The following is an 18020-nucleotide window of genomic DNA, read 5'->3' on the forward strand; positions in this document are numbered from 1 at the left end:
GGACGAAGATGGATCCCAACATGAAGATGGATCAAGGGACGAAGATGGATCGCTCTATGACCATGCCAACTGAACCATCTATCATAGGCGATAAGATAGAGTCACTTGATTCGGCAAAGGCCACCACCATAGGAACCAAATATCAAGAGTTAAAAGCCGCAGTAAAAACCAACAATCCTAATAAACCAGTCGATGGGATTATTAAAATGGAATTGTTTGGTTACATGGACCGTTATATTTGGTTTATTAATGGCCTACCTGAATACAAGGCCAAACCGATTCTGATTGAGCCAGGAAAGCGTTATCGGATTATTTTTACCAACAATTCGATGATGCGTCATCCCATGCATATTCATGGTCATTGGTTTATTTTACGCAATGGTCATGGATCTTACGATCCGTTATTGCATACCATTGAGGTGGCTCCAGGTGCTACTGCCGTTGCCGATTTTGATACCGAGGCCAGCGGCCAATGGTTTTTTCATTGCCACCATCTTCTGCACATGACGGCGGGCATGGCGCGCGTATTTCAATACACTACCATCATCGAGATTGCCAACGGCACTCGAAAGCCAGAGAATTACGCTGTTCAGCAAGCCTACATCAATCGACCTATCGTAAGAGAAGACGAAGTCATGCCATTGGATGCTTCACTCATCAAACACCCCGCAGGGCATCATCAAGGCTTTTATCGCTCAAGCTATATCGAGCTGGGTGAAGATCCTTTTCATAATGCTCAGGAAATGTCTTTTAGAGGCCTCTATGGCCCAGATTACAATAAGCTCCAGCTGTATACTGAGGATGCGGAAATTTATAAAGGATCCGTTGAAAATGCGGACATCGATGTGTTCTATTGGCATTTGATTAGTCAATTTTGGGCCATTAAAGGTGGGGTCAATTATTTTTATCGCCCGGGAGGACCTTATTGGCAACCCGGTATTGGGATTGAAGGAGTGATGCCTTATTACATTGATACCAACATTAGAACGTATTACCGGGATGGCAGTGTGAAATTTGACATTCAGTTAGCGCGGGCTACTCAGCTGACCAATAACTTCTTCTTCCTAACAGGACTTCGCAGCATTCTGGCCACTCATACCGTGGTCAAGAATGAGATTGGCAATGGCTTAAACCAAATGCGTTATATCCTTAGACCTTATTATCGTCTTAAGCCAGGGCTTAGTATTTTTACAGAGTACGAACATGATGAAGAGTATGGTGCTCTTAAGCGGATTCTTCGAAGCCAGGGAGAGGCTACCACTCAAAATACACTAACTTTTGGGGTCGCTGTACTTTTTTAAGCAGGCGCTTTCTTGCTTATTGGGTTGAAATTATTTTTGAGTTCAGGCTTGGGATAATGAATGGTTTTTTCTGAAGAAACCTCGTGAATGCACTAATTGGAGGAATGTATGTACTTAGATGCTCTTTCACGGCTTGATAAAGCCGCTTCATTTTGTCGTATTGACCCAGAAGCTTTGGAGAAACTTAAACACCCTAAATCCTGTCTGGAAGTATCTCTCCCGGTTCGGATGGATAATGGTGAATTAAAAATTTTTCCAGCTTATCGAGTCCATCATAATAACAGCCGCGGCCCTATGAAAGGCGGCATACGTTTTCATCCGAAATTGGATTTAGACGAGATGAAAACTCTTGCATTATGGATGACAATAAAATGCGCTGTCGTTGACATCCCCTTTGGTGGCGCAAAAGGCGGGGTAATTGTTGATCCAAAACAGTTATCCCGCATGGAGTTGGAGCGGTTAAGCCGAAGCTACATTGAGTTAATAGCGGATTTTATTGGGCCAGACAAAGACATTCCTGCTCCTGATATGTATACCAATGAGATGATCATGGGCTGGATGATGGATGAGTATGCCACCATTGTTCGGAAAAATAGTCCAGCGGTAATCACAGGCAAGCCTATTCCTTTGGGAGGGAGCTTTGGGCGTGAGGGTGCGACCGGTCTAGGTGCCTACTATTGCATTAAAATTCTTGAAAAAAAGAAAAAATGGCAGTCTTCTAAGCTACGAGTTGCTGTTCAAGGATTTGGTAATGCTGGACAAAGTATCGCTAAGCTGCTTTACGACAATGGCTATAAAATTGTTGCGATAAGTGATTCGAAAGGAGGCATTTATAATACCAAAGGCATCGATATACCTCGCATGATTGAAATAAAAAACAACTCTAAAGAACTGCAGTCTATCTATTGCAAAAAGTCTATTTGTGATCTTGCGAATGAAGCTATAATTACGAATGAAGAATTATTGGAACTCGAGGTCGACTTACTTATCCCAGCTGCTGCACAAAATCAAATTACCCAAGAAAATGCAGCCAGAATTAAGGCTCCTATAGTCATTGAAATTGCAAATGGTCCAATAACCTTAGAGGCCGATGCACTATTGCAGAAAAAGGGACTATTAATTGTACCCGATATATTAGCCAATACAGGTGGGGTAATCGTAAGCTATTTTGAGTGGGTGCAAAATAAATCAGGTTATTATTGGACTATGGAAAAAGTTGAAGAAGAATTACAGACTATCATATCCCGTGAATTCAAGAATATTTGGCAGCTGATGGAACAATATCAAACAGATATGCGGCAAGCGGCTTACATTCATGCCCTGAGTCGATACGACAAAGCAGTTACGGCCCAAGGAACTCGCGGATATTTTTCAAATTTAAGTCCGAGTCTATAAGGAGATTATCCTGTTTGAATTTCATGTTTCTTCTCACTGGGACTCAGTATCTTATTATTAGTAGCTAAAGGCGAATAGCTTATATAATAATAGTGATTACTATACCCGTGATGAAGATCATTATCATATCATTGAGCTGGCTTGTTAATTGGGATATTAGGCTTACTCTTCCCAAAGAATAGAATGGTATTCCTCACGTCTTTATGACGGCGGCTTATTTATCTTGCGGGTTCTATTTGGCACAAAAAAACTGCTTAACAAAATGTTAATATTCTTACACACACATCAAGATTTGGGGATGAATTCCCACTCTTAATGTCCGCCGCCATGTCCACCTTGTCCGCCGTGACCACCTTGCCAGCCGTGACCACCGTGATGCCAATTTTGATGCCAATTTTGGTGATATTGAATCCAATGCCATTTATGTCCATTCCAATGCCACTGGCCATGTCCACCATGAGGTATCCAATGAGGTGCATGAGGTACATTAGTAGCCAATATCATAGAACCTAATGGTGACTCATTTTTGATTGAGGTATCAAAGGCAGCAGCTACAGCAGTTGAACCTATCAAAGCGGCTACAGCAACAAATAGCTTCAACGTTTTTAAAGTCCACATAGTGCCACTCCTTGTAAAGGAAGTGATTGCGTGATTCCAAACTGCTATAAATCCAGTACTTATCGTGTTAAGTATAGACAAGACATGATATTAGATCAATTTTTAAATAGGCATAAGATTCATACTTTACTGGCGCAATCCTTTATAAAGATGGACTATACTAATAAAAATGAATGAGCAAAGGAGTGAACATCGTGTCGTCTGAACCTAAGCATCATCCACAGCCACCAACGCCACAAAAACAGAAGGGCTTTTGGAGTTCTCCTTCTGGCATGGTTGCCATCATCATTATTGGGATTATTGGCTATTTCTTGATTGTAGAGCATGGTGCTCACATTGCTAGTTTTCTTGGGGCTTCGCCTTTTTTGCTGTTAGTCTTACTCTGTCCACTAATGCATCTGTTTATGCATAGAGGACATGGAGGTCACGAAAAAGAGCATCATCATAAGTCTGATAGCGAAGACAGTGACTCGTCTGAGAATAAGGATTAATCGAAAATGGAACATACCTCTTATGCCTATGGGTTTTGGCTGTTGGTCATTGTCAATTCGGCGATCTTCATTTTGTTTGCCTATAGCTTTACCACAACGTTTAAAACAGGGCGAGACTGGCGTGCCTTTGGGGGTTTCTCTGCTTTCGTGGTTGCTTATTTTACCGAAATGTATGGTTTCCCTTTAACCATTTACTTACTGTCAGGATGGCTTTCTAGATATTATCCTGGAATGGATTTATACGGTCATGACAGCGGCCATTTACTCCATACCCTATTTGGGTTGAAAGGAGATCCCCATTTTGATGTATTTCATATCTTAAGTTTTGTCTTCATTATCGGCGGTCTTTGGACGATTGCATCAGCCTGGGGTACGCTTTATCGTGCTCAAAAGAACCATCAACTCGCAACAACAGGACTGTATGCCAAAATTCGTCACCCGCAATATGATGGGTTTATTCTCGTAATGATTGGATTTTTATTGCAATGGCCAACCATTCTGACCTTAATTATGTTTCCTATCCTTGTTACTATGTATGTGAAACTTGCTCGTAAAGAAGAACAGGAAACTTCTAAGGAGTTTGGAGAAGAATACCAACGCTATGCAGAGAAAACACCGGCCTTTATCCCCCAATTTTTTAAATAACGTAAGTATAAGGAGATTTTTATGTTTCAATTTCACACTGCATTTTCACTGGGGTTAATTGCTTTGTCTGCGGGAACCGCGTTATGGGTTTGGTCAAAGCAGCAAAAGGGAGCGGGTCTTGCAACAATTCTTGGTTTGCTTATTATCCTATTCTCAATGACTTCCACGCTTTGTACCGTTTATTATGGAATAAAGTATTGGCAACAAGGTTATTTTCAAAGTCCAATGAATATGCAACCGACCATCTCAATGCAAAATAAATCGTAGATGAAGGAGATGGGTATACAACTAGAAAAAGGATTTTTTGAAATCTAAGGAAAATAGAATAAAAGCATCAATGGAGAAGTCTAAATCTTCCCTCAATGATGCTTATAAAATCCAACGCCCTTAATATCAGTCCACAAAGTGGTTTGATGACAAAGGAAACATTGGTCAACACGAGCATGTTCCTCACGAGCAACCACTTTTGAGATCATATTAAAATGTTCCATATAATGGCTTGGTGGTGCTTTATGGCATTGGGCACAATCCATTGAGCGAGCGGATGGGTGTCTAAATTCAGGGATGTTCCAATGAGCTGTTTCATGGCAAGCAGAACAATCGTCACCAAATAATTTAAAATGCTTGTCTTTGTTTTGGTGGCATGATGCGCACCGTAAAGTAAGCTCTTTATTTGATAAATGGGGGTTTACCAGTAACGTTGGCCTGGTGGATTCATTCTGCTCTAGAAAGTAGTTAACTTGCTCAATAAGCAACCGTTCTTCTTCATCATTCGCATTTGAAAATAGATTGATCTGCTGAAACCCTAACGAAACCAGCGCATTATGATCCATATGAGTTATACGTGCCTCTCTACCCAGGTGCTCAGAATGGCACTCGACACAACTGCCAATGTTGGCATGAAATGAGGTGGGTTGGCGTTTTAAAAGAGACTCGTTGTTGGCATGGCATGCAATACAGCTCACTGCCTCAACACCTTTTACTGGGGTATGACACGCAGTACAGTTGTGACTAAGAAAAGAGTGGCTCTTGGATAGCTCTCCAGGGCTTGCCATTCTTTGCCATTCTGCCACGTTAGTCAAGCCGCTGACCTCATCCCCATGATAAGACGTATAATAGGCGGCAAACGACAGCGTTGCTAAAACAATAAGGACAACCAGTGTGGCCCAGCTCAGCTTCATTGAAACCACCTTAATCCAAAATAAATTCCAGACCACACATGCAAACCCAGCAGAACATACAATGCCAGTGCCGTAATAATGTGACATGCTAACCATTTTTGAAATACGCGTTTGAAGTACTCATGAAATCGGATGGCGTATTCAAGCTCAGAGATGGTTTCCGCTAAAGACAAAGCACGTATCTCTGCAGATTTTATTAAATGATTCTCAAATGCGGTATCTTCAAGCAACCATAGAAGGAAGCGCGCTCTCATAAGACTTATTTTCCCTATGTTCTGATTGGAGTAGGTACTCGATTGTAATTCTTGGGCAACGATTTGATATTGCCTTTGCAATCCCACCAGTATGGCCTTTTTTTCATCTATTTCATGAGTCATAAAGCCCATGAGATAACGACCAATAAAACCACTGATGGTGACAATGAGTGTCGTTGCAGTAAGAGCGATACCCAGAGCGCTATTGAATTTATGCCCTGTATGAATCAAGACTAAAATAGAACCAATAATGCCTGTGTAAATATGCCAGGACAACAGGGTATTCATGGAGACATACTGTGTTACCCAATTCTTCAAAAAGGAAATGCGCTTAATAAAGAGATAGAATAGGGGAATCAGCATCAATATCGAGCCACTAACCCCAAAAACTCCACCCCAAAAACTCCCAGCAAATCGAGGAGACACATGGACGCTAAAGCCTAGCCACGTGATAAGCATTAACAGTACCAAGCCCAAAACCATCATACGTCCTGGCGCATTCATTAAACATCCACCTCAATATTTTTGGTGGCTTTTGCCTGACAGGCTAAAATAAGCCCGTGTTGCTTGTCTTCCTTTGAAAGGGCATCGTCACAAGCCATGGTTACCTCCCCTGACAGCAATTGTACTTTACATAACCCGCATTGACCGGTTCTGCACGCATTATCAATAGCAATACTGTTTGCTTCGGCTATTTCAAGTAGTGTGTGATCTGGCAAAATCGGAACTGTTTTGTTGGATTTTCTAAAAGAAACCATCGCATGAGCATCTGTTTTGATGAAGTCCATGTCTGCCTGCGTTATTTCAGGTTTTCTTTCCACACCAAACGCTTCCGTTAAAATCAAGTCGGTTGGTACGTTAAGCTCTTTCAAGATATCCAGTACCGCATCCATCATTGCTGGAGGACCACAAACATGGATACGACGAGAGGCAATGTCGGGGACAAGATGGCCAATAATATTCTTGGTAAACATGCCTTCTAAACCCATCCAAATGGTTCCCTGTGAACGCAGCATCGTCGCATACACATGGAGATTAGAGTATCGTTCCTGAAGGTGTTCTAATTCCTCGCGAAAAATAAAATCAACGGTCGTGCGACAGCAATAAAGCAAATAAATATCATTATGCCACCCAATATCAGTGAGATAGCGGATGATACCCATCATTGGAGTAATCCCCACCCCTCCACAAATCAGCACAATGCTCTTTGCCTCTTCACCCGTAAAAGTAAATTTACCATTAGGCCCCATCACATCCAGTAAATCCCCTTCCTTAATTTGGTCATGCAAATAACGAGAAAACAAGCCTTGTTCTTCTCGCTTTACCGTAATGGCACAATAATGTAGTTGGGTCGGTGTCGAGGCCATGGTATAACTGCGCTTTATCGTTTTCCCCTCAATCACCGCAGTGAGCGTAATGAACTGGCCAGGATAATAGGTAAATGGCAAAGCCACCTGATGCTGGGATGCCAAATGAAATGTTTTTATTCCTGGAGCCTCTTGAAAAATACGACAAACGCGGAGTTTTCCTTCCCACTTCTCTTCCGGTTCGGTGAGCGACCTCATGACTGGAAACTGTGGAATTGGGCATTTATGAACGGGACAGGGAGTTGGAGCAGTGGCTGTGATTTCTGATGGTGCTTCAGAAACTTTAGAGGACGTAATGGGCTCTACTGATGTTAAGGATGGTGTTGGTTCGGGTGCTTTTGAAGATTGGGGTGATGCTTCCGAAGAAGCAGCCTTATTTTGTTTTACTAAACGGTCAAGCAATGCAGTGGCTCGTCTCATTTTGAAAAAATACATCCAAATCATGATCAAAAAAAACAGACTAAACAGGCCTATAATCGTTAAATGAAAAAAAGGCCCTCCTAAGATATTATTGGCTTCTGGAGCACTTGGAAGGAGATTCATTTCACGTTTAAACCACTGTAATGCGATGTAGCGCGGATTTTTTCCCTCAGCAAGCGCACGAAGCGCTGCCAGCGCACTCTCATATTGGGCAATCCCTTCCCGTACTTTCTCTAAGGCTTCCTGCATTTTAGCGTAATCGTTATTTTTTGATGCAGACAAAAGCTCACCCAGTCCACCCTTCATGAGCGCAATACCCGATGCCATGCGTTTGTGGGCCATTTGTTGTATTTCAATGCGTTGTTTTGGGGATAATGCCTGAAAATTCATTAAAGAGGGGTAAGGCTCCTGAGAAGGGGAACCTATGTTTTTCATCATGCCACCCATTCCCTCGCCTTCTTTCTCACTTCCTCCTGGATGATGTGCGGAATGCTCGTCTGCTGAGGGTTGGGCAAAAGCGGTGGAGGCCACCAGTAACATGAAATAAACGAGCAATTGTTGCAACAATCGAAGCGGAGCAAACTTTTTTTTAATGTATTGAAACGGCATCCTGTCCCTCCAAAGCCCGCTTTGTATTTTTAGCTGAGATTATTTGTTTTCCTGGTTAATATTAGTTTATCCCATATTCCGTAACAAATTTCCAATAACTTAGAATGAATCTGACTTAACTCTTTAAAAATAAACTTAATAGTTGCTCCTCACTTTGATAGCCTTTTTAGTTTTGGGGTTGAAGTCCCGTAGTTTACTTTGTACTTGGTATTTCTAAGTGAGATCGCGACCAATGATTGCTTCTGCGCTGAGCAGAATATTCTGAATTTCTTCGGTAATTTCTTCCTGACGGAGTAACGTGAGACGATCGTTTAATCTATTTTTTTTCCTTTCTAAATGATCCAATGCATTATTCAAGTGAAGGAGTCTTTGATGATTTTCAGCAAAAAATGATTTATAAAAAATGGAATACAACATTGAAAATAAGTAGTGTTCAACCAATTCAGCCCAAAACTGGTCATTGGATGCATTTAAAACCGGTGGAATGGAATAATGAGTAACATTACTTGCATAAAATTCTTTAAAGGGTTGCACTGTTTTTGTTTGAACTTGATTGTTATCCTCTTCATTGAAGAGGATAGTCCACTGCCAGGAGTGTAACTTTATATGTTTTTGTGACGAAACGTCTTCCAAAGCCTGTAGCAATTTTAAAATGACAGCCGGAATTTCTTCAATGGCATTAGGTCCCTGGATCGTTGCCGTGACACGAGAATCATGACGCATGTTTAATGCTAATTTATGCCCTATAACAATGAATGCCAGGTTCAATTCAGCATGGTTCTCCTTAATGGTGTTTAACTGACTCATTACCTGATCATTAAAACTGCCACAAAATCCTCTTTCTGAGCCGATAAGAATATAAATTACCGGATGAGCCCCTTGTTCATTCATGGAGAACATGGGGTAGAAACTTAAAAAATCACTACTCACCTCTTGAATGGTTTGCATTGTTTTTTCCTGCATCGAAAGACATTTAGTCGTTTTACTTAGTTCAAGGGAACAGAGATTTTTCATGGCTGTCATGATATTGCCAATATCTTCTAAGGCATGAAGATGCTCTTTCAATTTGCTTCGCTTGGTCATAAAATCGTCCGTAGGTTACAGATACTCATTACATTGGAAGGAATAACGGGTTTACTCATTTAACCAAGTGCTCACTGCATTGAGCCACTTTTTTCGAGGACTTTCCAATGACAAAGTATCCTTTTTTATTGCACGCTCTATTTTTTTGAGAGCAGGCGTGATGGTTTCTAAATTCATTTCATCAAATAAACCCTCGTTGTAGGCAATAAGCCACGCCAGTTGGAATTCAATAGGCAAAGGAGAAAGCCTGTCTTGTTTCAATATTTCTCTTAAAATACGCCCCTTGTGAATCTGATGTTGCATTCTGGCATCAAGCCTGGCACCAAAGCGTGTAAAAATTTCCAAATCAAGGAATTGCATGTAGTCTAGTTTCATTCTACCTGCTTCTTTTTTAATTTGTGGATGCTGGGCTTTACCGCCTACTCGCGAGACCGACTTTGTGATATCAATGGCTGGAAGAAATCCGGAAGAGAACAATTGTTCATCAAAAAATAGTTGTCCATCAGTGATTGAGATGAGATTCGTAGGGATATAAGTCGCAATTTCCCCTTCTTTGGTTTCAATAATGGGCAACGCGGTCATGCTGCCACCGCCCATTTGAGGAGAAAGACAGGTTGAGCGCTCTAATAAACGGGAATGCAGATAAAATATGTCAGCAGGAAACGCTTCGCGACCGGGTGGTCTACGCAGTAACAGGGACAGTTCACGATAACTGTTGGCATGAGCACTCAAATCATCATACACCACCAAGGTATCAAACCCTTTGTTCATCCAGTGTTCGGCAATGGCACATCCTGCAAAGGGCGCGAGATAAAGTAATCCAGGTAATGCCGTAGCTTGTGCCACAACAAGGGTTGTGTAGTCTAAAGCCTTCGTTTCTCTTAATAATTGAATGGTATTGCTCACCGTGGAGCGTTTTTGACCAATTAACACATAGACACAGCGAACATTTTTATCCTTTTGATTCATCACAATATCAATAGCTAGAGAACTTTTGCCAAGCCCATTATCACCGATAATTAACTCCCGCTGCCCTTTTCCAATGGGAATTAAATTATCAATCATTTTATTTCCTGTATACAATGGGCGATTGATAAAATCCCGGTTAATAATCGGTGGCGATAGGATATCCAGTAATCCTTGCTCATCACATTGAGGCAGCCCACCCTCATCTAATGGATTTCCTAAAGGATCAATCACTCGTCCAAGAAGCTTATCACCCACTGGAATGCTTAATGCCCGCTTCAGATGAAAAATGGGCGTGCCTGCTTTTAATTTTTGGGTTTGGACGAGCATGATCGCACCAACAAGGCGTTCAGCAAGATGAAAAACCATGGCGATACAACAACCATCTGACGAAATTAGAATTTCATCAATAGCAGCAGAAGGTAAGCCCTTGATCCAGATAATGCCATCTCCCACAGAGACGACTTGTCCCTGCTCGGATAATCTGATTTGAAATTCATAGTTTTCGATCCGTTGCCGTTGCTTATCAAGGAAAGAAGGAGGGTTAGACCAGTTCATTGTATATCTCTGTAAAGAATTTTAATTCATCGCGAAGGTTGGCTTGTAGGAATACACAATCCATTTGAACAGTCAAACCGGCCAGAAGCTCTTGGTGTTCAACAAATTCCACTGGACATTTCGTCTTCAATAGCTGTTCAATGGCTTGCACGAGATGCTCTCGTTGAGGCTCATTGATGGGATAGGCACTTTGTATCATCACCGCGTTCTCAAGAGAAGCATCAGCACCCATTTGCAATTGTTCCACTGGTACCGTATTGATATTCATGATGAATTGTTCAATTATTTTTTCTTCAAGATGCTGGTCAGCCAATTGTTTTAGCAATTGTTTTGCGAATTTCCCAGCCAGCATAAACGCTTCTTTCGAATTTGTTTCAATCATTGCGACGAGTTGTTGTCTTTCTTGTGACACGATTCTTTCTTTTTCATTCTTTAAATTGTTTTTAAAATGAATTCTTTCTTCGGCTTTCCATTGATCCATTGCTTGCTGGAATTCATTTTGCAAGTGTTCCTTCTCCTGCTGCCAATCAGTAAGGCGATGTTCATAGGTTATTTGTAGCTGTTTGGCTTCCTTGTGAAGTAACTCTGCGTTTTCTAATTGTTTTTGTACCTTTTTTTTTCGATTCAAAATGGTTTTTTGTATTGGCACATAAAGAAAATGCTTTAAAATCCAAATGAGGACAAGAAAATTAATGAGCTCTAATAAAAAGGTTGACCAGGATAAATCCATTTAGTTTAATCCTTATTGATTAACAAGATAAGACAGTAATGGGTTTCTGAATAAAATAATCAAGACAATCACCAAACAATAAATCGCTAAGGATTCGATCATGGCCAAACCAATGAATAAGGTTCTGGTGATGGATTTTTCAGCTTCCGGCTGCCTTGCTAAAGCATCTAATGCGTGACTGATCGCACGCCCCATCGCCAGAGCAGGCCCTATGGTTCCTATTGCAATGGCAAGCGCCGCAACCACTGTTGAGACTAAACTAAACCAACTGATGCTATTCATAACGACTCTCCTTGTTTCCTCAATTCCTGTGATTGAATTCCCCCGGCAATGTAGATTAAAGCCAGCATCCCAAAGATGTAAGCTTGAATCGTTGCTTCAATAATATGTAACATCAAGATGGGTATAGGGGCTAAAAACCCAGCAATCATGAGCACAATCAGTGCTGTTAACTGCAAACTCATGACGTTACCAAACAACCGAATTGCTAAGGCTACTGTTCTGGATAGTTCACTGATTAAATGAAACGGCAATAAAAAAGGCGTGGGTGTCATATAATGGTTCAAATAGCCTCGCAACCCTTCGGCACGTATTCCAAACCAATGCACGGACAAAAAAGTCATGATTGCTAAGGCGGTTGTCACGGATAAGTCAGCCGTAGGTGAATAAAATCCAGGAATGACGCCAATCAAATTAGCCATGAGAATAAAAACCCATAAAGTAGCAACAAATGGAAATACCAGCTCAACGTGTTCAGGAAGCACTTCTTCAATGGCTTCATACATCGTGCTAAAAATCCCCTCTAAAATCACTTGGCCATTACCCGGTTGTAGGGATAATGTTCGTGTAGAGAGCCATCCACAAAGGAATAATAGCATCATAATAAACCATGTGGTCAAGACACTTTGGGTGATGTGCACCCAGCCTATTGAAAATGCAAAATGCGCTAAAAATCCTTCTGAGCCCACGGCTATTCCTTAATCAAGAGATACACATTCACTGCACCAATAATCACGCCGACAAGGATTAAATTGATTGTCCAGCTAATAGAATACCCCTTTAGTCGTTCATCTAACCAGACCCCCAGGTACGCTCCTGCAATGATGGGGAGAATAAAAACGAAACCCAGTGTACCCAGATAAGCAGTTTGCGCCAATAAAGTGGACTTCGCCTTTTTGGCCTTATCCATTTTTTTGACGTTCAATGCCACCTGTTGTTTCAGTTCCTTGTTTGACTTTTTAAGTTCCATAGGTATTCTGCCGTTTTAATTCCCATAGACGTTTTACCATTTCTTCATCCAAACGCTGCAAGCTTTCTTTGATGCCCAGAAGGTTTTTTTCTTCCATCTGTAATTCGTTCTCTATGGTCATTTGTATTGCTTGATAATCTCTATTGCGAAAATACTGTCTTGTAGCGATGTATAATTGATTTTCATTGAAATAAAGGACGGCCTTTGGTAGTGCTAAATATTCAGTATCATTATTTTCATAACGAAACCACGCCAAACCAAACTTCAAGCAAGTCATCATCCGGGCATGGTGAGCCAAGAGACCAAATTGTCCAGAAGCATCCTCACCAACAAAACTGACCACATGAGGAATTGTTTCATAGTGTGTCGAACTCTGCAGATGCAGATCAAAACTCGCCATGGCAGTATTTATCTCCTCTTTTTCATAGTACCTATCATATAGCATTGATCTTCCGTCAATTCATCGTAATCGCCTTTGATGAGCGATTCACAATCTGCTAATGTGTCCTCTAAGGAAACGGACTCTCCTTCAATACCTGTTTGTTGTTTGGTCACATGAAAGGGCTGCGAAAGATAGCGTTGCAATTTGCGAGCTCTTAATACCATATCACGGTCTTTAGGAGAAAGCTCTTCAATCCCCATCATGGAAATGATGTCTTCTAATTCTTGATAACGCTCTAGGTGTTCTCGTACGGCTTGCGCAATCGAATAATGTCGTTCTCCCAGCACGATTTTATCCATAAATTTACTCTTGGAAGCTAATGGATCCACTGCAGGATAAATGCCTTTGCTGGCCTGTGATCGGGAGAGCACGATGATGGAATCCAAATGAGTAATGATTCCAGTAACGGCAGGATCGCTCATATCATCTGCTGGAACGTAAACCGCTTGTACGGAAGTAATCGCTCCTTTGGCGGTAGACGTAATGCGCTCTTCAAGTTCTGCTATCTCGGTCATTAATGTGGGTTGATAACCGACACTGGCAGGCATTCTGCCTAGAAGTCCTGAAATTTCACTGCCTGCTTGTACAAAACGATAAATATTATCAACAAGAAAAAGAACCTCATGTCCCAATGTATCACGCAAATATTCAGCATATGTTAATGCCGATAATCCGGTGCGAAAACGCACTCCGGGTGATTCATCCATTTGACCAAATACCATTAGGGTTTTATCCATCACCCCAGCTGATTTCATCTCATGCCACAATTCGTGTCCTTCGCGAATACGTTCACCAATGCCTGCAAAAACGGAGGTGCCTTGATGTAATTGAATAATGGCATGCATCAATTCCATCAGCAGTATCGTTTTTCCGACTCCTGCGCCGCCAAACAAACCCGTTTTACACCCTTTGACGAAGGGACACAGTAAATCGATCACTTTAATTCCTGTCTCAAGAACGTTTTCTTGAGTGGTCATCATTTCAATGGCTGCAGGATTTGCTAGAATATCGCGATATTCATGGGTTTCTAATGGTGAGCCACCATCTAAAGGCTCACCAAAAATAGTTAAAAGTCGCCCCAAGCACTCTGGAGAAACTGGAATTTGCAATGGGGTGCCTTGATCATAGACGGTTAATCCCCGTTGTAATCCAGTAGCGCGGTGGAGAGTTATGGCTCTCACATGATGTTGATCAAGATGCTGACACACTTCTAAAACATATTCATCGCTATCGATATAGGTTTTAAGAGACTGATGCAAAGGAGGTAAACTATCACAGTATATTTTTACAACAGGACCATTGATTTCGACTATCCTGCCAATTGGTTTTTCACTACGGTGAGTAACTGCTGCATTTTTATCCATAATTTCCCAGGGTCATCCGAGACTCATGTTAGGTGTTCTCTATATTGTCCACTTCAGTGTACGAAGTACAAAACTTTTGTAGAACAGAATTTAAAAAATAGACATCAAAATGCTAATCACATTCAACAAGGGTTGCCTCTAAAAAGCAAAGCCAGATTGAAGTCTAATGGATTGAAACTACCATCCCCGTGTCATTAGATATTAATAATATACGAAATCGCTCTTTTAAAAGACTCGATGAAACAGGTCTTTTCTGAATAATTAGAGTTAAATGTAACTACTGATAATCCAAGTGTAACAAGATGACTCTCTAGAAAACCAGGTTAATGAGAGCCACCTGTGATTAGATTATATTGCACTATAGTGCTTTAAAAAGAGAATTTATTCCATTTTCATCATTGGGCATTCCATCATTTTGCGATCCATCATCGTTTGCATCATGTCCATCATCATTTGCATCATCTTCATGCGTTGTTCCATCATTTCTGGATTTTTTGCTGCATCATCACCCATATGTTGCATCATCTTCATGTCTTTTTGCATCATTGGCATTTGAGTTTGCATTAATGATTTCTTTTCTTCTGTTGTTTTAGCGTTCATGAGCTTATTATGCATGTCTTGCATTTGTTTTAGTGCTTCTTGCATTTGCTTCATTTCTTCTTGTGTTGGGGCTGACTGCTGAGTATTGCTTTGCATTCCCATACCATTCATATCATCGGCAAAGAGTGGTGTGGCAATCAAACTGCATGCTGCAAATAGAATTAACGCATTCCGTTTAAACATAATGAAATCTCCTTATTGTTTTTTCAATGTATTATCCTAACGTAACATTCTAGCATAACGGTATCCAACCGACCATAAAGAGCAAAAGACAGACCAGATAATGAGTATTAATGCCAACCTTTTCCTCCACTGTTATGTCCTTCATAAGTTCGAGAAACACTGGGTGAATTATTGGTCGTTGTGGATGTGGCACAAGAGGTAAACAGAAGTATTGAGCTAACTAAGGTCACTAACCCAATAACTGCTTTAAAGAGTCTGGCCGTTTGCATATCAATGCTCCTTGCAATGAAATAAAGTGATTGTTGAGACAATACTAAAACAAACTGTATCATTATCTAACTCATTATTGTAATAGCACTATTTATAAACACATGGTGCTAGTTATTGGCAACTTTATTTACCACACTTTATTTCAATCGTGCTTGTTTTGGGTGTTGATACACCCCAGCATCTTATTCTCTTGCCATCATTATTGATGGATAGAATGTGAATAATTAAATTTTCCCCATAGATGTTATCAATTTGTATGTCCTGAGTGTCATTGGTTTTTGGCGTGAGTCTTCCTATTGAATTTCCACCGCGATGGAGCTCGATTAATAGTTCGATATTGGCTAATGACGGGGTTTTAATTTTGGAATCTTTATGATATTGAATATGATAGGATTCCGTGCCTGCATAGGCATTTATTCCTAGAAAGAATAAAATAACAATAAAAATAACTTTAAAAAGGTTTACAGTGTTTATTTTAAACAGCCAAGAATCCCTCATATAGGTCATATGTTCCCTCATTATTCTTTATTATTTTGTCATCGCACTTTGAAGTGCAGAGGTATTCTACACGTTTTATCTGCTCCGACCCTAATGTGGCGATAAAGATACAATTTCATTCAAAGTCAGCCGCTACATGTATTGGCCGCCATTGATATCAAAATTAGCTCCCGTAATAAATCCACTTTGTTCATCTGCAAGGAAAGTGACTAATCGAGCAATTTCTTGTGGCTGTCCCAAGCGTCCAACCGGAATTTGGGCAACGATGGTATCTAAGATGTCTTCTCGCATGGATGAGAGCATTTCGGTTTTAATATAACCTGGGGAGATGGTATTCACCGTGATGCCTTTTTTTGCTACCTCCTGAGCTAGACTCATCGTGAATCCGTAAAGAGCTGATTTACTTGCCGAATAATTGCATTGGCCAAACTGCCCTTTGCGGCCATTAACGGAAGAAATGGTGATGATGCGCCCATAAGCATTATCCAGCATGCTGGATAATACCGTTTTAGACATATTAAAAACACTGTTTAAATTGGCATTAATGACGTTTTGCCATTGCATTTCAGTCATTTTTTTCAATGTGGCATCCTGAGTAACGCCTGCATTGTTGACGAGCACATCGACTTTCCCATATTGTTCAATAACCAAATCCGTTAATTGTTCACAATCTTTGAATGACGAAATGTCTGCATAGGCAATGTCGATATCAAATCCCTGATGGAATTGTTTTTGTTGCCAATCTCTTGCCAAATCATGATTGCCGCCTTTGAAATAGCAGGCAACCACTTGATAATTCATATGGTGCATTTCTTGGCAAATCGCTGTTCCAATACCCCCCATACCCCCAGTTACCAACGCAATCCGTTTATACATCGCTATCCCTCTTTGATGTTGACTGGCTCACAATGCAAAACCAGTTGATTTACTACAGTACATATTGTTCTTGTCCAGTACCCTCTTTCACTGAAGGTAATAGGAGAAATCAAAATAATAGGTTATTTAATGAGTTCAACGTCTTCTGCTTGCGGTCCTTTTGGTCCTTTGCCCGCTTTAAACAGTACTTTCGCCCCTTCGGGAAGGGTTTTAAATCCACTGTTTTGAATTGCGCTAAAGTGAACAAAGTAATCTTTACCACTGCTTTCGATAAAGCCAAAGCCTTTGCTTTCATTAAACCATTTTACTTTACCACGAATTTTGTCTGACATTTTTTCAATCCTTAAATTTTAGGGGTTTGGTTTAATATCTGCAATATGTCAACACTATTTATTTGCATCAGATGATAAAAATTGAACCAGCACTATCAAGAACATCGATTAATAATATTGCCACCTTAAGACAGCAATTTAGAATAGCTTGAACTTTCTATTGATGAGCATGCTAGATCGTATTCAGGCAATTTGTTCTTCAATAAAGTCACATTAGTGACCTCCTCCACCCATGCCACCATGTCCTCCTCCATGTCCACCAGCTCCGCCGTAACCATCTTGAGTTGCCTCAGAATTGTGTGTCGATGTATGACAGGCACCTAACATGGAAGAGAGACTGATTAGGGTTAATGAAGCAAAAATAAGTGCGACTATCCTTGTATTTTTCATGCTGATAACTCCATGTTATAGTGTGTATAGCGGGTGTATTTGGGCACTATTGTACACTCAATCATAGGGTTAAGGCCAGGATTACATTATTAACCGTAAGGAGTATCCTGATGGATCGAGCAAACCTATCCTATGCGATAGGTCATTGTGTTTTTTTGGAAAAAATTAATCCAATAATGAAATCAATCGAATTATTAA

General features: G+C 40.7%; 23 protein-coding genes. 5 read left to right on the forward strand and 18 right to left on the reverse strand.

All coding sequences use genetic code 11. The features are described from left to right. On the forward strand, window positions 1–1301 hold a 1301-nt coding region (locus tag G543_RS0114800; RefSeq protein ID WP_028385211.1), incomplete at its 5' end, for a multicopper oxidase domain-containing protein. A 108-nt stretch (window positions 1302–1409) separates the two neighbouring features. After that, window positions 1410–2696, forward strand: coding sequence for a Glu/Leu/Phe/Val family dehydrogenase (locus G543_RS0114805; protein WP_035922509.1), 1287 nt, complete (start codon window positions 1410–1412; stop codon window positions 2694–2696). Window positions 2697–3008: 312 nt separating this feature from the next. On the opposite strand, the gene G543_RS0114810 is transcribed toward G543_RS0114805, so the two are convergent. Then, complete coding sequence (locus G543_RS0114810) at window positions 3009–3314, reverse strand: hypothetical protein (RefSeq protein ID WP_028385213.1); 306 nt, start codon at window positions 3312–3314, stop codon at window positions 3009–3011. Window positions 3315–3487: 173 nt separating this feature from the next. Here G543_RS0114810 and G543_RS0114815 point away from each other — a divergent pair, with 173 nt between their 5' ends. The 3 genes from G543_RS0114815 to G543_RS0114825 are packed head-to-tail and all read left to right on the forward strand — an operon-like array spanning window position 3488 to window position 4717. Continuing rightward, window positions 3488–3805 carry a DUF2933 domain-containing protein gene (locus tag G543_RS0114815; protein ID WP_051190739.1) on the forward strand — a complete coding sequence of 106 codons (318 nt, stop codon included), beginning with the start codon at window positions 3488–3490 and terminating at the stop codon, window positions 3803–3805. Window positions 3806–3811: 6 nt separating this feature from the next. Continuing rightward, window positions 3812–4450 carry a methyltransferase family protein gene (locus G543_RS0114820; protein WP_028385215.1) on the forward strand — a complete coding sequence of 213 codons (639 nt, stop codon included), beginning with the start codon at window positions 3812–3814 and terminating at the stop codon, window positions 4448–4450. A gap of 21 nt (window positions 4451–4471) precedes the next feature. After that, window positions 4472–4717, forward strand: a complete 246-nt coding sequence (locus tag G543_RS0114825) for a hypothetical protein (protein ID WP_028385216.1) — start codon at window positions 4472–4474, stop codon at window positions 4715–4717. Between the two features lie 92 nt (window positions 4718–4809). On the opposite strand, the gene G543_RS0114830 is transcribed toward G543_RS0114825, so the two are convergent. The 17 genes from G543_RS0114830 to G543_RS19215 all read right to left on the reverse strand — a co-directional run bounded on the left by G543_RS0114830 (window position 4810) and on the right by G543_RS19215 (window position 17822). Beyond that, window positions 4810–5631 (reverse strand): cytochrome c3 family protein, encoded by an 822-nt coding sequence (locus G543_RS0114830; protein WP_028385217.1) that lies wholly within the window; start codon window positions 5629–5631, stop codon window positions 4810–4812. After that, window positions 5628–6389 carry a hypothetical protein gene (locus G543_RS0114835; protein ID WP_028385218.1) on the reverse strand — a complete coding sequence of 254 codons (762 nt, stop codon included), beginning with the start codon at window positions 6387–6389 and terminating at the stop codon, window positions 5628–5630. The genes G543_RS0114830 and G543_RS0114835 overlap by 4 nt, the downstream gene beginning before the upstream one ends. Beyond that, window positions 6389–8281 (reverse strand): 2Fe-2S iron-sulfur cluster-binding protein, encoded by a 1893-nt coding sequence (locus tag G543_RS0114840; RefSeq protein WP_028385219.1) that lies wholly within the window; start codon window positions 8279–8281, stop codon window positions 6389–6391. The genes G543_RS0114835 and G543_RS0114840 overlap by 1 nt, the downstream gene beginning before the upstream one ends. A 213-nt stretch (window positions 8282–8494) precedes the next feature. Next, window positions 8495–9364, reverse strand: coding sequence for a F0F1 ATP synthase subunit gamma (locus G543_RS0114845; RefSeq protein ID WP_028385220.1), 870 nt, complete (start codon window positions 9362–9364; stop codon window positions 8495–8497). 51 nt (window positions 9365–9415) lie between these two features. After that, the gene (locus G543_RS0114850; RefSeq protein ID WP_028385221.1) at window positions 9416–10888 is read right to left on the reverse strand and encodes a F0F1 ATP synthase subunit alpha; all 1473 of its coding nucleotides are present in this window, start codon (window positions 10886–10888) and stop codon (window positions 9416–9418) included. Then, the gene (locus G543_RS0114855) at window positions 10875–11618 is read right to left on the reverse strand and encodes a F0F1 ATP synthase subunit delta (protein WP_028385222.1); all 744 of its coding nucleotides are present in this window, start codon (window positions 11616–11618) and stop codon (window positions 10875–10877) included. Before G543_RS0114855 ends, G543_RS0114850 begins: the two co-directional genes overlap by 14 nt. 12 nt (window positions 11619–11630) lie before the next feature. Further along, window positions 11631–11900 carry a F0F1 ATP synthase subunit C gene (locus tag G543_RS0114860; protein WP_028385223.1) on the reverse strand — a complete coding sequence of 90 codons (270 nt, stop codon included), beginning with the start codon at window positions 11898–11900 and terminating at the stop codon, window positions 11631–11633. Next, on the reverse strand, window positions 11897–12586 hold the full coding sequence (locus tag G543_RS0114865; RefSeq protein WP_028385224.1) for a F0F1 ATP synthase subunit A: 690 nt from the start codon (window positions 12584–12586) through the stop codon (window positions 11897–11899). Before G543_RS0114865 ends, G543_RS0114860 begins: the two co-directional genes overlap by 4 nt. A 2-nt stretch (window positions 12587–12588) precedes the next feature. Continuing rightward, complete coding sequence (locus G543_RS0114870) at window positions 12589–12867, reverse strand: AtpZ/AtpI family protein (RefSeq protein WP_028385225.1); 279 nt, start codon at window positions 12865–12867, stop codon at window positions 12589–12591. Beyond that, window positions 12857–13267, reverse strand: a complete 411-nt coding sequence (locus tag G543_RS0114875; RefSeq protein ID WP_028385226.1) for a F0F1 ATP synthase subunit delta/epsilon — start codon at window positions 13265–13267, stop codon at window positions 12857–12859. Before G543_RS0114875 ends, G543_RS0114870 begins: the two co-directional genes overlap by 11 nt. An 8-nt stretch (window positions 13268–13275) precedes the next feature. After that, window positions 13276–14673 (reverse strand): F0F1 ATP synthase subunit beta, encoded by a 1398-nt coding sequence (gene atpD, locus G543_RS0114880; protein WP_028385227.1) that lies wholly within the window; start codon window positions 14671–14673, stop codon window positions 13276–13278. Between the two features lie 381 nt (window positions 14674–15054). After that, the gene (locus tag G543_RS0114885; RefSeq protein WP_028385228.1) at window positions 15055–15456 is read right to left on the reverse strand and encodes a hypothetical protein; all 402 of its coding nucleotides are present in this window, start codon (window positions 15454–15456) and stop codon (window positions 15055–15057) included. Between the two features lie 107 nt (window positions 15457–15563). Then, window positions 15564–15725, reverse strand: coding sequence for a hypothetical protein (locus G543_RS19210; protein WP_165481841.1), 162 nt, complete (start codon window positions 15723–15725; stop codon window positions 15564–15566). A 124-nt stretch (window positions 15726–15849) separates the two neighbouring features. Then, window positions 15850–16224 (reverse strand): hypothetical protein, encoded by a 375-nt coding sequence (locus tag G543_RS18120; protein WP_035922545.1) that lies wholly within the window; start codon window positions 16222–16224, stop codon window positions 15850–15852. 132 nt (window positions 16225–16356) lie between these two features. Next, a complete protein-coding gene (phbB, locus tag G543_RS0114900) occupies window positions 16357–17100 on the reverse strand; it encodes an acetoacetyl-CoA reductase (RefSeq protein ID WP_028385229.1) in 744 nt (247 codons plus the stop codon). Between the two features lie 122 nt (window positions 17101–17222). Continuing rightward, window positions 17223–17432, reverse strand: coding sequence for a cold-shock protein (locus G543_RS0114905; RefSeq protein WP_028385230.1), 210 nt, complete (start codon window positions 17430–17432; stop codon window positions 17223–17225). A gap of 213 nt (window positions 17433–17645) precedes the next feature. Beyond that, the gene (locus G543_RS19215; RefSeq protein WP_165481842.1) at window positions 17646–17822 is read right to left on the reverse strand and encodes a hypothetical protein; all 177 of its coding nucleotides are present in this window, start codon (window positions 17820–17822) and stop codon (window positions 17646–17648) included. Window positions 17823–18020: the final 198 nt, after the last annotated feature.

The organism is Legionella moravica DSM 19234 (assembly GCF_000423305.1).
In the GTDB taxonomy this organism is placed as follows: domain Bacteria; phylum Pseudomonadota; class Gammaproteobacteria; order Legionellales; family Legionellaceae; genus Legionella; species Legionella moravica.